Source organism: Bradyrhizobium sp. Y36 (genome assembly GCF_002531575.1).
Classification (GTDB): domain Bacteria; phylum Pseudomonadota; class Alphaproteobacteria; order Rhizobiales; family Xanthobacteraceae; genus Bradyrhizobium.
The window spans coordinates 361349-373834 of record NZ_NWTI01000003.1 but is presented as its reverse complement, the minus strand read 5'-3'; the positions used below and the strand labels follow the sequence as shown (position 1 = coordinate 373834).

11 protein-coding genes are annotated in these 12486 nt (G+C 64.8%); 6 read left to right on the top strand and 5 right to left on the bottom strand.

Annotated elements, in window-relative coordinates:
* The first annotated feature begins 1 nt into the window (after position 1).
* The 5 genes from CO669_RS08385 to CO669_RS34940 all read left to right on the top strand — a co-directional run bounded on the left by CO669_RS08385 (position 2) and on the right by CO669_RS34940 (position 4779).
* Entirely contained in the window at positions 2–1015 is a 1014-nt protein-coding gene (locus CO669_RS08385; protein ID WP_198963897.1) for an ABC transporter ATP-binding protein, read from the top strand.
* The gene (locus tag CO669_RS08380; RefSeq protein WP_097659302.1) at positions 1012–2016 is read left to right on the top strand and encodes an ABC transporter ATP-binding protein; all 1005 of its coding nucleotides are present in this window, start codon (positions 1012–1014) and stop codon (positions 2014–2016) included. Before CO669_RS08385 ends, CO669_RS08380 begins: the two co-directional genes overlap by 4 nt.
* A 55-nt stretch (positions 2017–2071) precedes the next feature.
* Positions 2072–3565 carry an ABC transporter substrate-binding protein gene (locus CO669_RS08375; protein WP_097659301.1) on the top strand — a complete coding sequence of 498 codons (1494 nt, stop codon included), beginning with the start codon at positions 2072–2074 and terminating at the stop codon, positions 3563–3565.
* Positions 3566–4290: 725 nt separating this feature from the next.
* Positions 4291–4485: a hypothetical protein gene (locus CO669_RS08370; protein ID WP_097659300.1), complete on the top strand. Its 195-nt coding sequence runs from the start codon at positions 4291–4293 to the stop codon at positions 4483–4485.
* 54 nt (positions 4486–4539) lie between these two features.
* Positions 4540–4779, top strand: a complete 240-nt coding sequence (locus tag CO669_RS34940) for a hypothetical protein (protein ID WP_143278645.1) — start codon at positions 4540–4542, stop codon at positions 4777–4779.
* A 57-nt stretch (positions 4780–4836) separates the two neighbouring features.
* On the opposite strand, the gene CO669_RS08365 is transcribed toward CO669_RS34940, so the two are convergent.
* The 3 genes from CO669_RS08365 to CO669_RS08355 all read right to left on the bottom strand — a co-directional run bounded on the left by CO669_RS08365 (position 4837) and on the right by CO669_RS08355 (position 7412).
* Complete coding sequence (locus CO669_RS08365; RefSeq protein ID WP_097659407.1) at positions 4837–5538, bottom strand: hypothetical protein; 702 nt, start codon at positions 5536–5538, stop codon at positions 4837–4839.
* Positions 5539–5850: 312 nt separating this feature from the next.
* Entirely contained in the window at positions 5851–6477 is a 627-nt protein-coding gene (locus tag CO669_RS08360; RefSeq protein ID WP_097659299.1) for an alpha/beta hydrolase, read from the bottom strand.
* Positions 6474–7412, bottom strand: coding sequence for a ring-cleaving dioxygenase (locus tag CO669_RS08355; protein ID WP_097659298.1), 939 nt, complete (start codon positions 7410–7412; stop codon positions 6474–6476). The genes CO669_RS08360 and CO669_RS08355 overlap by 4 nt, the downstream gene beginning before the upstream one ends.
* A gap of 130 nt (positions 7413–7542) precedes the next feature.
* On the opposite strand from CO669_RS08355, the gene CO669_RS08350 reads away from it, so the two are divergent.
* Positions 7543–8451, top strand: a complete 909-nt coding sequence (locus CO669_RS08350) for a LysR family transcriptional regulator (RefSeq protein WP_198963896.1) — start codon at positions 7543–7545, stop codon at positions 8449–8451.
* Positions 8452–8740: 289 nt separating this feature from the next.
* On the opposite strand, the gene CO669_RS08345 is transcribed toward CO669_RS08350, so the two are convergent.
* Complete coding sequence (locus CO669_RS08345) at positions 8741–11422, bottom strand: hybrid sensor histidine kinase/response regulator (protein WP_097659297.1); 2682 nt, start codon at positions 11420–11422, stop codon at positions 8741–8743.
* On the bottom strand, positions 11419–12450 hold the full coding sequence (locus CO669_RS08340) for an ABC transporter substrate-binding protein (RefSeq protein ID WP_097659296.1): 1032 nt from the start codon (positions 12448–12450) through the stop codon (positions 11419–11421). The genes CO669_RS08345 and CO669_RS08340 overlap by 4 nt, the downstream gene beginning before the upstream one ends.
* Positions 12451–12486: the final 36 nt, after the last annotated feature.

Genomic DNA, 12486 nt, shown 5'->3' with positions numbered 1-12486 from the left:
GATGGCCGAGCGCTCCGACATGCCGCTGATCGCGGTCGACAATCTTGGCGTCCGCCTCAACACCAGCCGCGGCCCGGCGCAGGCCGTGCGCGGCGTCGGCTTTGCGCTCAAGCGGGGCGAGACGCTGGGGCTGGTCGGCGAATCCGGCTGCGGCAAGTCGGTCACCGCGATGTCGCTGATGGGGCTGCTGCCTGACAGCGCCGTGGTGTCGGGCAGCATCAAGCTCGACGGCACCGAGCTCGCGGGATTGCCGGACGCGGATTATTGCCGCCTGCGCGGCAACCGCATCAGCATGATCTTCCAGGAGCCGATGACCGCGCTCAACCCGATGCACACGATCGGTCACCAGGTTGCCGAGCCGCTGCGGCGTCACAGGAAACATTCGGCCGCGCAGGCGCGTAAGGCGGCGATCGCCTTGCTCGATCGCGTCGGATTGCCCGATCCGGCGCGTCGCGTCGATGCCTACCCGCACCAGTTCTCCGGCGGCCAGCGCCAGCGCATCACCATCGCGATGGCGCTCGCCTGCGAGCCGGATTTGCTGATCGCGGACGAGCCGACCACCGCGCTCGACGTCACCATTCAGGGGCAGATCCTCGATCTGATCGCCGATCTCGTCGAGGAGCGCGGCATGTCGATGATCCTGATCTCGCACGATCTCGGCGTCATCGCCGAGAACGTGCAGCGGATGATGGTGATGTATGGCGGCACCGTCGTCGAGAGCGGGCCGACCGACGAGGTGTTCCGCCGCATGGGCCATCCCTACACGCAAGGCCTGTTTCGCGCCCGGCCGAAGCTCGGCGCGCGCAAGGGCACGCGACTGAAGACGATCGCAGGCACCGTGCCGGAGCTTGCCGATCTGCCGTCCGGCTGCACTTTCTCGGAGCGCTGCCCGCTCGCAATCGATGCGTGCCGGGCCGCGCTTCCGCCGATGGTAGACGTCGGACCCGGGCACTTCGTGCGCTGCATCAGGACTGACGTCTCCATGGCTGCGAACGTCGGAGCGTTATCCGCATGAGCACCGCGCCTCTTCTCGACGTCAGGGATCTCGAGCAACGTTACGCGCTGCCGCGCGAAAGCCTGTTCCGTCCGCCCGGTCAGGTGCGTGCGCTCAACGGCGTCAGCGTGCAGGTCGCCGCCGGCAAGAGCTTCGGCATCGTCGGCGAGTCCGGTTCGGGCAAGTCGACCTTCGCGCGGGTCGTGATGGCGCTGGAGCGGCCGACCTCGGGGCAGGTCCAGTTGCTTGGCCGCGATCTCAACCGCCTCCAGGCCGACGAACTGCGCCGTGCCCGGCGCGATTTCCAGATGGTGTTCCAGGATCCTTATGGCTCGCTCGATCCGCGCCAGACCATCGCGCGCATCGTCGCCGAGCCGCTGACCGTGCTGGAAGGCGCCGACCGCGCCACGTTCCGCGAACGCGTCTCGGCAGTGCTACGCCAGGTCGGCTTGCGCGAGGCCGACATGGACAAGTATCCGCATGAATTCTCCGGCGGCCAGCGCCAGCGCATCGCGATTGCGCGCGCGCTGATCACCCAGCCGAAGCTGATCGTCGCCGACGAGCCGGTCTCGGCACTCGACGTCTCCGTGCAGGCGCAGGTGCTGAACCTGATGCAGGACCTGCAGGAGCAGTTCGGCCTCAGCTACATCCTGATCAGCCATGACCTCGCCGTCGTCGACTATCTCTGCGACGAGGTCGCGGTGATGTATCTCGGCCGCATCGTCGAGCAGGGGCGCCCCGAGGATCTGTTCGAGCGTTGCGCGCATCCCTATACGCGGGCGCTCCTCGAGGCGGTGCCGCGGGCCCGCGCCGGGGGCACGAGGCGGCGGCGTGGAGGCCGGGCGATCGCCTCGCAATCGGCGGCCACGGCCGGATGCCCCTATGTGGCGCGCTGCCCGCTCGCCGAGCAGCATTGCCGCGAGGTCCTGCCTGCGTTACGCAGGGTCGGGGAAGGGCACCTTGCCGCCTGCCACAGGGCGGAGGCCGTGATGGCGTTGCCGCAGGCGGCCATGGAAGGTTAGTGTCCTAGCCGGATTGGCGCTAAGCTCGAGAACAGAACAGGCCGGGGAGTTACGCATGTTGAGGAAATTGTCGATCGTCGCCTTTGCCGCCGCCCTCGTTGCGGCTCCGCTGCCGGTGCTGGCGCAGAGCAAGAAGGACAGCGTCGTCATGGGGATGACGCTGGAGCCGCCGGGGCTCGACCCCACCAATGCCGCCGCCGCCGCGATTGCCGAGGTCACGCTCTACAACATCTACGAGACGCTGACCAAGATCAACGAGGACGGCTCGGTCGCGCCGCTGCTGGCGGAGAGCTGGACTGCGTCGCCCGATCTGAAGACCTACACGTTCAAGCTCCGCAAGGGCGTCAAATTCCACAATGGCGAGCCGTTCAACTCCGCGGCGGTGAAGTTCTCGTTCGAGCGCAACGCGGCGGCGACCAGCACCAACAAGGACAAGAGCCTGTTCCAGGCCTTCGAGAGGGTCGAGACGCCGGACGCCGACACCGTCGTGATCTCCGTGAAATATTCCGAGCCGAACCTGCCGTTCCTGCTCGGGCAGGCGAGCGGCTCGATCGTCGAGCCCAAGAGCGCGGCGACCAACGTCACGCAGCCGGTCGGGACCGGACCCTATCAGCTGGGCGCCTGGGCCAAGGGCTCTTCGATCACCCTGAACAAGTGGGCCGACTATCGCAATGCCGCGGCGATCAAGCTGTCGAAGGTGACGATCCGCTTCATCTCCGATCCGGCCGCCCAGGCTGCGGCGCTGCTCTCGAACGACGTCGACGCGTTTCCGCGTATCGCGACCCGCGTCGTTGCCCAATTCAAGGCTGACCCGCGCTTCACAGTGCTGATTGGCGGTTCCAGGGCCAAGACCATCGTTGCGATCAACCACCGCAAGAAGCCGCTCGATGACGTCCGCGTTCGCCGCGCCATCCTCGCGGCGATCGATCGCAAGGCCTTGATCGACGGCGCCGTCGAGGGCTTCGGTACGCCGATCGGCAGCTTCTACACGCCGGGATCGCTCGGCTATGTCGACACCACCGGCGTCAATCCTTTCGACCCCGAGAAGGCCAAGAAGCTGCTCACCGAAGCCGGCGTCACCGCGCCGGTGGAGCTGTCGCTGAAGCTGCCGCCGCCGCCCTATGCGCGGCAGGGCGGCGAGATCGTCGCGGCCCAGCTCGCCAAGGTCGGCATCGTCGCCAAGATCGAGAACGTCGAATGGGCGCAGTGGCTGTCGCAGGTGTTTGCGCCCAACGGTCCGCATAATTTCGACCTCACCATCGTCAGCCATGTCGAGCCGTTCGATCTCGTCAAGATCACCGAGCCGGACTACTATCTCGGTTACAACAACGAGGCCTTCAACGCGCTCTACAAGCAGATCGTGTCGACGCCGGACGAAGCCGCCCGCGCAAAACTGCTCGGCGACGCCCAGCGCATGCTGGCCACCGACGCCGTCTCCGCCTATCTGTTCCAGCCGCAATGGCCGACGGTCATCAACAAGAAGCTGAAGGGTGTCTGGAAGGAAGTCCCGCAGTTCGAGAACGATTTCTCGACCTGGTCCTGGGAGTAGGGAACGCTCGATCACGCCGAGCCTGTCGCTTCAAATTTGGCCTCTCCCCGTAGGGAGAGGCCAAATTGCTTGGCCATCCAAAACGAAAAACTGAAAAACAACCCCATGCACAGTAGCCGGGTGCAGTCATTTCAATGGCTTGCGCGGGCACCGATTCATGGTCGAAGCGATGTGGCGCGACGTTGATGCGTCGGGCAAAACACCGACAATCCAAATCGATCAGGTCTCGCATTGGCCACCGCCGTACAGCTGGACTGCCGTGAGTTCCATGCGCGATCAACTCCCGGAATTTTTGCAATCTCTGCCGTGTACCGAAGGTAGATTGCCGCGCGGTGAAGCGTGGTCAACAACGCGTCTCGTAAAGAAGATCCTGCAGGCGTCGGGCCCGCTTCCGAAAATGGAGATGGGAGTTACGCCATGCAGCATCTGCCGAACGATACGATCGACATCTCACGGCGCGTCGAAGCCGAGTTACGCCTTCGCGGGGAGGTAGCGCTACCGATTCGCCGCTTGAACGACCGCTTCTGACCCGAAGCGGTCATCGACCAGAGCCAAATCAAAGCCGAATGATCGTCGCAACCGCCGGCGACAAAATGGCGCATTTGAGTTGGCGGGTTGTGCTAGCCCGTTAATGCACGCTTAGCTTAGTTCGGTTTAGGTCGGGAGTGTGCACCTTGCGGGCCAGTCGCTCAAAACCAGCAGGCAAAGTTCTGTAAGAGTTACAGATGAAGATTAAGCTTACTGTCGCAGCGTTCCTAGTCCTCGGCATCGCTGTTCTCGGCTATGCTTACGCCCGCGGCTATCCGCCGTTCACCTCTCAATTTGTACAGACCTGCGAAACGGCAATCCAGGAGCGGTTGGCGGTTCCCTCCACCTATCAACGGATCGGGCTGGACGACTCCAGAAGAACGATCACATGAGAGGAATTTTTCGCCGAGCCTGAGCGCGCCGTATCCGCATCAACCAGACGATCCATGATGCAAGCTGCGCGCCACCCGCCCGTTCAGTACGTGGCGCTCATTGACTACCAAGCTCAGGACTCTATCGGCGCCATCATTCGAGAAAGGGCATCATGTACTTTCAACTCGCTCGATGGGAGCGATGCGCCTGCCCGTACGTTCTGGGTGAAGATCGATGGCGAACGTAATCTGGAGTGGGCCGCCAGGCAGCCCAATGCCGCAACGCTACATCGGCGCTTGTTGAAAAATCTGTGATGCGCCGGCGGGGCGGCTATTGGCCCATAGGCGACATTTCAGCCTCAAAGCGGACGGTCAGTTTGTCGGGTCGTCTGTTTCGATCATGAGTGTGCGGCGTGGCTTGAAAATTCCAGCTGTGGTGGTGACTCCACCCAGCCTCGTTTGATCGGCTCGGATCTCGTCCAACCATGGGACGCTGATATTCAATCTGGTCAGCAGCGGCGCGTCGGGCGCGACCTCGATCGTGACGGATTGCAATTCGATGTTGGCACCGATCACGCGGGGGAATTCTTCCGGGCAGAGCTGCTGCGCCCGCTCGTAGGGTTGGCCGTACGGAAACCAGATGAAGGCGGGATAGGAATCGTCCGTTAAGTCGCGCTTGCCTTGGCGCAGATTGGCGAGCGCCGCCGGCTCCTGACTGAACTTGGCGGGCAGCGAGTCCGCCGTGAGCGGCTTTTTACAGGTCAGTCCGTACTGCTTCTTACGCCTGAACCATTCCTCGCCATTGGAAGCCATCGACGCGACCAGCGTGCCGTATCGGCCAAGGTCTATGACCGGGGCAACGCCCTTGACGATGGAATAGGTCGTCTTACCGGTTCCCCAGGAGGCTCCCCCGGTCCAGTAGCGTACTGCGATGATGCTGGAGCCAGACCTGACCGCTCCATTGATGCCGAGCGAAAAGGACAGCCGATAGCGAAACGTGGCGTCATCCCCGACCCCGCAAGCTGCCAGCAAACCCAGAGCGCCCAGGCTTACAAAAGCTGCGATCAGGCGCATTCCCTCGCGCAAAAGTAAAGCCAGGACGCCGCTGTAAAGTCTGTGAATAGCCATGGCGCACGTAATAGCATGGGCACCTTGGACAGATTGTAAACGGTCTTGCGTTGACGGGGATCACTGCAATGCTCTTTTGATTGCCAGAACGTCGCTTGTGGCGCCACGCGCAACCAAAAGAAAAGACTGCTTCTGGCCCTTAGCCGACGTTCGCGTAATGGACGCTTGACCAATCGCAGCTGTGGCCAAAGCCCTTGCTGGATAGTCCCTTGTCACTTGCGGCGGCGCATCGTTCGAAACGATGCGCCGCTCGCGAGGTCACGCTGCCTTGGCCTCGACGTTGCCGATCCAGTCGCGGGCGAGCGTCAAATCGGCTTGCGACAATTGATGGCCTGCCGGCAAAACCCTGTGCGTCACACTTGCAGCCGCGTGCGAGAGCAGGGCCGCAAGCTTTGCGGAATTGCTCGCCGGCACGATTGGGTCGCTTTGTCCGGACAACAACAGGACTGGCTTGCCTGCCAGATCGGCTGCGGGCGGATCCGACAGCGGCACCATCGCGCGCAGCAGGATCGCGCCGGCCAGCACCTCGGGCTTCAGCAGCAGCAGCGCGGCTGCGATGTTGGCGCCGTTGGAGAAGCCGACCGCGACGGGCGCTGCGATGCCGTACTGCTTTCGCGCTTCGATGACGAAGTCGCCGAGCTCCTGCGCCCGGCGGCGGACGTCGTTCTCGTCGAACACGCCTTCGGCGAGGCGACGGAAGAAGCGCGGCATGCCGTGCTCGAGCACCCGGCCGCGCGGCGAGAGCAGGGCGGATCCCGGCGAGATCATCCTGCCGAGCCCGAGCAGATCGTTCTCGTCGCCGCCGGTGCCATGCAGCAGCAGGAGCGGGGCCGAGCCCGCGCTGGTCGCGGGCTCGAAGCGATGGATGAAACTATTCTCGGTCATGACGCGGTCTCTTCCAGGCTCGGCAGCACGCCTTCGATCTGCTTGCGGTGCTGCTCGAGGAAGCTGGGCAGCTTGAGGTCGCGTCCCAGCGTCGCGACGGGTTCATCGACGGCGAAGCCGGGGATGTCGGTTGCGATCTCGAACAGCACGCCGCCTGGCTCGCGGAAATAGATCGAGCGGAAATAGTTGCGGTCGCGCTGCTCGGTCGGATGCAGGCCGTGATTGTTCACGAGCCTCTCGGCCATCCGGCCCTGCTCGGCGTCGTCGGCTGCGCGGAAGGCGATGTGATGCACGGAGCCGCCGCCCTGATGCCCGCGCAAAAAGCCCTTGGCCTCATAGATGTCGACGACGCTGCCTTCGACATCGCCCGCGGCCTTGAAGCGGATCACCGAGCCTTCGCGCCCCGTTTCCTTGAAGCCGAACACGTCGGTGAGTACGGCAGCGGTCTTGGCCGCGCTGTCGAGCAGCAGGGTCACGCCGTGAAAGCCGCGGATCGCATGCTCGGCCGGGACATCGCCGTTGCTCCAGCCGGGCTCGTTCTCGGCGCCGGGAATGCCGACCAGTGCGAGCGCCATGCCGTCAGGATCGGTGAACGGCAGCACGGACTCGCCAAAACGCTTCTCGAGCGCCTCGTAGGCAATGCCCTTCTCGGTGAAGCGCTGGGTCCAGTAGCCGAGCGAACGCTGCGGCACGCGGAAGGCCGTCTGATGGGTCTCGCCGACGCCGCGGCGCCCGGCCGGAACGCCGGCCCAGGGGAAGAAGGTCAGGATGGTGCCGGGGCGGCCGGTCTCGTCGCCATAGTAGAAGTGATAGGTGCCGGGATCGTCGAAATTGACCGTCTTCTTGACGAAGCGCAGGCCGAGATCCCGGGTGTAGAAACCGAAATTGCGGATGGGATCGCCGGCAATCGCAGTCACGTGGTGCAGTCCAGACATTGTCGTCCTCCAAAGCTCGGGGAGCGTGTTGCTCTCTGGCCGGAAATATTGTTCCGCTTTGGATTGGAGACAATCCGTGCAAATATGACGACTATGTCTACGATTTGGAAACAATCGCCGGAACCCGCCCTTGGATAAGCTTGGAAGCCTCCGGGCCTTCGTGAAGGTGGTCGAAAGCGGCAGCTTTGCCGAGGCCGGCCGGCAGCTGCGGCTGTCGCGCTCGGCAATCAGCAAATACATCGCCGACCTCGAGGAGAGCCTCGGCGTCCAGCTGTTGAACCGGACCACGCGGCATGCGAGCCCGACCGAGAACGGCCAGCGCTATTACGAACGCGCGCTCGTCATCCTCTCCGAGGTCGAGGCCGCCGACCAGGCGGTGACGCAGGCGCAGTCCGCGCCGCGGGGGCTGCTCCGCGTCAACGCGCCGATGTCGTTCGGCACGATGCGGCTCGGGCCCGTGCTCGCCGACTTCATGGCGCGCCACGGCGAGCTTCAGCTCCAGATCGTGCTCAGCGACGACCTGCTCGATCCCGTGCAGGATGGCTTTGACGTGACCTTGCGGATCGCCGAGCTGGAATCGTCGAGCCTGATCGCGCGAAAAATCATGCCGGTGGCGCGCATGATCTGTGCGTCGCCGGATTATCTGGCGCGCCACGGCACGCCGAAGCATCCGCAGGATCTGCGCGAGCATGCCGCGCTGACTTACGGCTTCCTGCTGACGGGCAATCAGTGGAAGCTGACGGGCAGCGACGGCGACCACTGGATCCAGCCGGCCTGGTCGCTCTGCGTCAACAATGCCGAGGTGCTGCGCGACGTCGCGATCAAGGGCAGGGGACTGGCGCTGCTGCCGGAGTTCATCGCCGCCGATGCATTGAAGGAGGGCGAGTTGCGAACGGTGCTGGACGACTATGCCGCGCCGCCGCTCGCGCTGTATGCGGTCTATCCGCCGACGCGGCATCTGTCGGTGAAGGTGCGGCTGTTCATCGATTTTCTGGTGGAACGGTTCGGGCGCGAGGAGGAGGGCGTGCGGACGCGGTGAGGTGGGGCGCGACCGATGAGTTGCTAGATGTCACAATCAGGTCTGTATGAAGTGATCATCGACATCGAGGATCAAGGTTCGTGAACGCGAGGTCTTTTGCCAAGCTTGTTGGAATGGTCGCAATATCGGTCGTGGTGGTCACATTGCTTCTCGGCGGAGGCAAGGATGCGAACACCTTTGGTTTTGTTGGTCTCTTAGTCGCAATCTTCTGGGGGATACCGGCCATCGTTGTGATCACGCTGTACCGATATGTCGAAAGGCGCGATCATCATCGGTAGCGGACAAGGCGCTACTTGGCAGGCGCGAGCAGTTCGTCCAGCGCACTCATCGAGGCCTTGCGAAGCGCGGCGAGCTCGTGCGCGGCATCTTCGCAATCAGCCGGGGACATCGAGGGCGCGGCCGTTTCGATCTCGCCGCTGCGCTCGAACAGTCGAACGAGGCCGAGCGCGCCGGCGGCGCTGCCGAGCTGGTGCGCGGATCGCGCGAGCTGGCTGCGATCGCCGGCCTCCGCGGCCTTGGCGATGTCGTCGATCAGTCTTGCGCTGGTCTCCCCCAGCAAGTGATGGAGCTTGGCGATTTGCGCGGTCCCGAGCAGCTCCCGCTGGTCGTCGAGAAAGTGCCGGTCGATCAGCGCGCCCGCGGAGAGCTGCGCTGCTGCCGCCGGCTTGACCTTAGGGGCGTCCTCGATCGCCTCGCGGAGCGCGTTGATCAGGATCGGCTTGCTGACGATCTGGACGATGCCGGCGTTAGCGAGCCGCTCCCGCGCGATGGACGACACATCCGCCGTCACGGCGATGATGCGCGGCCTCTCCGGCAGGCCGAGCCTGCCGATCCGCGACGCGGCCTCGACGCCGTCCATGTCGGGCATGTGCAGGTCCATCAGGATGATGTCGAAGGACTGATCGCGCGCGAGCTCGACGGCCGATGCCCCGTTCCGCGCGATCGTCGGGTGATGACCGAGCCGCCTCAGGATCGCCTCGCCGACCTCGCAATTGACGGGATCGTCGTCGACCAGGAGCACGCGGAGCGGCCGCGACGGCGGCGGCAGCGCGCCTTGCGCGACGCCGCTTGCGGCAAGGCCCAGCGGCACCGCGAAGGTGAACGTGCTGCCCGCGCCCGGGGTGCTCTCCACCGTCAATTCGCCGCGCATCAGGCGGCTGAGGCGCCGCGCGATCGCAAGGCCGAGGCCGGTGCCGCCGAACCGCCGCGCGATGCTGTCGTCAGCCTGCACGAAATCCTCGAAGATCCGCTCGTGCATGTCGGGCGCGATGCCGATGCCGCTGTCGCGAACGGTGATGCGCAGCAGGATGTGGTCGTCGTGCCGCTCGGCAGCCGCGTTGACCGCGATCCCGCCCGACGGCGTGAACTTGATGGCGTTGCCGATGAGGTTGAGCAGGACGCGGTTGAGCCTGACCGGATCGCCGTGCACGGTGGTGCCCACCGAGGCGTCGCAGGCGAGGTCGAAGGTCAGTCCCTTGCCGAAGGCCTGCGGACGCATCAGGTCGGCGGCCGTCTCGATCAGCTGGTCGAGCCGGAAATTGCGCGGCTCCAGCGTTTCGGCGCTGGCCTCGAGGCGTGCATATTCGAGGATGGTATCGACCAGCGCAATCAGCGTCTCGCCCGATGCGGCTGCGGTCGTGAGGTGGCGCCGCTGCGCATCACTGAGGCTGCCGTCGTCGAGCAGCTGCAGCACGCCCATGACGCCGTTCAGCGGCGTGCGCAGCTCGTGGCTGACGACGGCGAGGAAGCGCGATTTGGTTTCGTTGGCTGCCACCGCCGCGCTGCGCGCGCGCTCGGCGGCATCGTGCTCGGCAAGCGCGTGGTCGCGCGCCCTCTCCAGCTCGGAGGTGCGCTCGATGACCTTGCGCTCGAGCGTCGCGTAGGAGTTGCGCAGGTGAGCGGCCATGCGGTTGAACTGGTCGCCGAGCGCTTCCAGCTCGTCGCCGGTCCTGATCGCGAGCCGCAGGCCGAGATCGCCGCTGCCGATCCGCCGCGCGCCCTGGGTCAGGAGCTGGATCGGCCCCGTCATGCGCCGGCTGAGAAAGAGCGAGACCAGCACCGCGCCGATCAGCAGGACGACGAGCAGGAAGGTCGAGCGGCCGATCGAGGCATAGATCGGCGCATAGGCCTCTGTGAGCGGCAGCTCCACGAACACCAGCCAGCCGAGCGAGGGCACCGTCGCGTAGGTCGAGAGCACGCGTTGACCGGTCAGATCCTCTTTGACCAATCCTCCCGAGGGCGGCCCCACGCCATCGAGCGCGGAGCGGACGTCCGGATGGCTGGACAGATCGCTGCGCTGCAGGGCGCGCCACAAATCGGGATGTGCGATCAAGACTCCCATGCGATCGACGACGTAGGCCTTGCCGGTGTTGCCGACCCGGATGCCGGCGACGAGGTCCCAGATGAAACGCAGATTGACCTCGGCGACGATCACGTTCGGATTGCGACCGACGCCGCGCGTGGCGAGCGTCATGAACGGCTCGGTGTCGGCGAAGAAGTACACCGGTCCGTAAAATGCGCGGCTGTCATTGGCGCCGCGAAAGGCGGGTGAAGCGGAAAGGTCGGTCTTGCTGCCGACCTTGTCCGCAACACGACGGGACACGCGCAGCTGTTCCAGTCCTCGCGAGTCCAGCTCGGCGATTTCCGCGATCGCTGGCGAAAGGCGCAACAGTCGGATGGCGTTCAGGCGCTCGTCTTCGTTGGTCGACAGCTCCGGCGGCAGGCGGGCGAGCCATCTGATCTGGTTCTCGATCTGGCCGACGAACTGGCCGATCTGAATCGCGGCGGACGCTGCCTGCTCGCGTTGGGTTGCCGCCAGGAGCTGCTTCTGCTCGCGATAGGAGAACCAGACGTCGAAGCCCGTGTTGATGGCGAGCGCCGCAAAGACGAGGGCGACGATCGAGTAGAGATATTTGCGGAACAGCCGGCCGGGAGGCGTGCGCAGAGGTCCCTGGTCGGCCGTCTCGTTCACTCGCGGATCTCGTCGGCGCGCGCGAGCAGGGTGAAGGGAATCGTCAATCCCAGCGTACGGGCGACCGTGCGGTTGATCAGCAGCTCGTATTTCCGCGGCGACTGCACCGGAAGATCTCCGGCCTTGGTGCCACGCAGGATGAGGTCCACGTAATCGGCCGAGCGCACTTCCAGCGTCGGCCCGTAGCTCATCAATCCGCCGGCATCCATGAAATAATGGAACGGATAGATCGTGGGCACGCGATACTTGTCTACCGCCGCGACGACCACCTGCCGGTTGACAACGAGGAAGCTGTCGACGAGCGCGATCATCGCCGCCTTGGGCGATTCGGAGAAGCGCCTGACGGCGTCGTCGATCTCCGCCGGCGCGTTGACCGGGGCGGGGACTACGGACACTCCGGACTCCATCGCCTCCTGCTCGATCGAGTCGAGGAAGAAGCGCCCGCCGCGAGGGGTGGTCGCGGGGTTGAAGAGGATGCCGACGCGGGCGATGTCAGGCACGGCTTCACGGATCAGCTGCAGCCATTTGCCGCCCATCTCAGCCGTGCTGCTGGTGAAGCCGGTGACGTTGCCGCCGGGATGCGCAAGGCTTTCGACGAAGCCGTTGCCCACGGGATCGTTGGCGGTCGCGAACACGATGGGAATGGTCTTCGTTGCGGCAAGGACAGCTGCGGTCTCAATCGTCGATCCCGTCAGGATCACATCCGGCTTGAGCGCCAGCAGTTCCTGAATGGCTGCCTTCAGCCTGTCCGGCGCGCCGAAGCTCGAACGGAGCTCGAGGCGGAAGTTGACGCCCTCGACCCAGCCGCGCTGCCTCAAGCCGGCGATGAGGCCGCCGAGGCGCGAGGTCGGACTGTCGATCATGCTGCGCCGGGTCAGCTCGTCGTCGAGCGGCAATGCGGTCAACGATGCCACGATCCGCACGCGATCCGACGTTGCGCCGAGCGCGATCCATCCTGCGGCGGTTGCGCCCGCAAGGCGAATGAAGCCGCGGCGATCGACCGCGAAAGCGGAACGCCGTTCGGTCATGGAATTCTTTGCATATGGCTTGCCCCGGTTTGTTGC

Coding starts and splice junctions, on each gene's coding strand:
- CO669_RS08360 (WP_097659299.1), bottom strand. CDS start 6,477: ATGACCGAGAATAGTTTCATCCATCGCTTCGAGCCCGCGACCAGCGCG.
- CO669_RS34940 (WP_143278645.1), top strand. CDS start 4,540: ATGATGCAAGCTGCGCGCCACCCGCCCGTTCAGTACGTGGCGCTCATT.
- CO669_RS08365 (WP_097659407.1), bottom strand. CDS start 5,538: ATGCGCCTGATCGCAGCTTTTGTAAGCCTGGGCGCTCTGGGTTTGCTG.
- CO669_RS08385 (WP_198963897.1), top strand. CDS start 2: ATGGCCGAGCGCTCCGACATGCCGCTGATCGCGGTCGACAATCTTGGC.
- CO669_RS08355 (WP_097659298.1), bottom strand. CDS start 7,412: ATGTCTGGACTGCACCACGTGACTGCGATTGCCGGCGATCCCATCCGC.
- CO669_RS08375 (WP_097659301.1), top strand. CDS start 2,072: ATGTTGAGGAAATTGTCGATCGTCGCCTTTGCCGCCGCCCTCGTTGCG.
- CO669_RS08380 (WP_097659302.1), top strand. CDS start 1,012: ATGAGCACCGCGCCTCTTCTCGACGTCAGGGATCTCGAGCAACGTTAC.
- CO669_RS08370 (WP_097659300.1), top strand. CDS start 4,291: ATGAAGATTAAGCTTACTGTCGCAGCGTTCCTAGTCCTCGGCATCGCT.
- CO669_RS08340 (WP_097659296.1), bottom strand. CDS start 12,450: ATGACCGAACGGCGTTCCGCTTTCGCGGTCGATCGCCGCGGCTTCATT.